We start from the raw sequence: 1,685 nt of genomic DNA, 5'->3' as shown, positions 1-1,685 counted from the left end.
CCCCTCGCCACACCAGCATCCCCACCGTCACCGTCACCCATGTCACCATCACTCACGCCACCATCAGCCACATCAGCAATCACGTCACCACTACTAACCTCGTCCCCCCTCACGTCACCGCCCCTTACGTCACCGCCCCTCACGTCCCCACCATCAAGGTCCCCGCTACCAAAGTCACCGCCACCAACGTCGCCACAATTCACGTCAGCACCACCGTTACGACCGCCTACACCCCCGCCGCCTACGTCACCGCCATTCACCTCAGCATCACCAACGTGGTCACCATCCACGTCCCCACCGTCGCTGCGACCACCATCGATGCCGCTGCCACCAACGCTGCCACCAGCACCGGCGCTTTCGCCAGCACCGACGCTGCGCCCGCCCCCGGCCTCATGGTCAGTCCCGCTGGTATCCACCCCACTGACCGCACCCGTGCTCGCAGGGACATCCGCACGCGGACCCAAGCCGGTGCCCGTGCTCCCCCCGCTGGGGTCCGGCCAGGGGCCGGCGGCCGCGTCGAGCAATCTGTCGAGGCCCTTCTGCTGGGCGAGCCTGGCGATCGTGAGCAGCAACGGCCGCTGCCCGGCCCCCAGTTCGGCCCGTACGTCCCCCGGCGCACGTTTCGCCGGTCGCAGCGCGGGCGCCGGCACCACGGCCGAGCCGACCTCCCGCGCCCCCAGCCGGGTCATCCGCTCACCGAGATCGGGTGACACCACCAGCACCCGATCGGCCCGCCTGGCCACGATCCGTTCCAGCACCCCGTAGACGAACCCCACGAACCCGCTCGCGGTCAGCGCATTGTGCAGCGTGACGACCAGCCGACTGGCCCCTTGTGCCCCGCCGGCACTACCTGCCCGATTGGCCCCTTCTGCCCCGCTGGCACCACCTGCCCCGTCAGCCCCTTGAACACCACCTACTGCCCCGCCAAGCCCTTGCGCACCATCTGCTTCATGCGCTGCTCGGGCGCCACCTGCTGCCCCGGCTCCTCGCGCACCGCCTGCCCCACCGGCTCCTCCGACACCACTCGCACCCGCCCGCCTGCCAATCGCCGCCAACGCCCCAGCCCGCAGCCCATGCGCGTGAACCACGTCGGCATCCCTGGTGAAACGTCTGATCGCGAGCACCGCCCGCAGGTCATTGACGGGATGCGGCCGGTCAGAGACCGCAACCTCCGCGAACCGCGCCCCGGCCGCGCCGAAGCCGAACTGCTCCTCGACACTGCGCGGCCCCACCACCAGCACCTGATGCCCCCGCCGGACGAGCCCCTCGACCAGCATGAGCACATGCCGCCCGGTCCCCCCGGACGTAGTGCCCAGCACGAACGCCACCCGCACGACCACTCCTTCCAGCTCAACCCACGGACAAGCCCCACCTCAGGGAGGGACCACCCGACCCGAACAAGGCCGAGCAACCCCACCCGAACAACCACCCGGCACGCACCGAGTCAACCCACCAGACGAGCAGCCCACCCACGAGTCACCCATCAGCGCACCAGGCCACCCACCCAACCGGTCACCCACCACGCGCCGACCAGCCCCGAGCAGAGCGGCTCGGCCAACTGGTCACCCGCCGCGCTTGAGCAGCCCCACCACCGACCGCGCGTCCGCCCGGTCTACGAGTGCCACCACCAACCCTCCCACGCCCGCCGCCAGAACAGCCGCCCCCACGGCCACCACCACTTTCTC

2 pseudogenes are annotated in these 1,685 nt (G+C 70.6%); both read right to left on the bottom strand.

Annotation, left to right across the window (positions count from 1 at the left end):
- A pseudogene (locus tag HII36_RS59090) lies at positions 1-776 on the bottom strand (hypothetical protein); the annotation flags it as partial.
- Between the two features lie 267 nt (positions 777-1,043).
- Positions 1,044-1,319, bottom strand: a pseudogene (locus HII36_RS59085) (glycosyltransferase); the annotation flags it as partial.
- Positions 1,320-1,685 lie beyond the last annotated feature (366 nt).

The organism is Nonomuraea antri (assembly GCF_013283785.1).
Classification (GTDB): domain Bacteria; phylum Actinomycetota; class Actinomycetes; order Streptosporangiales; family Streptosporangiaceae; genus Nonomuraea; species Nonomuraea antri.
The sequence above is the reverse complement of the archived record's forward strand: the minus strand, read 5'-3'. Positions and strand labels throughout refer to the sequence as shown.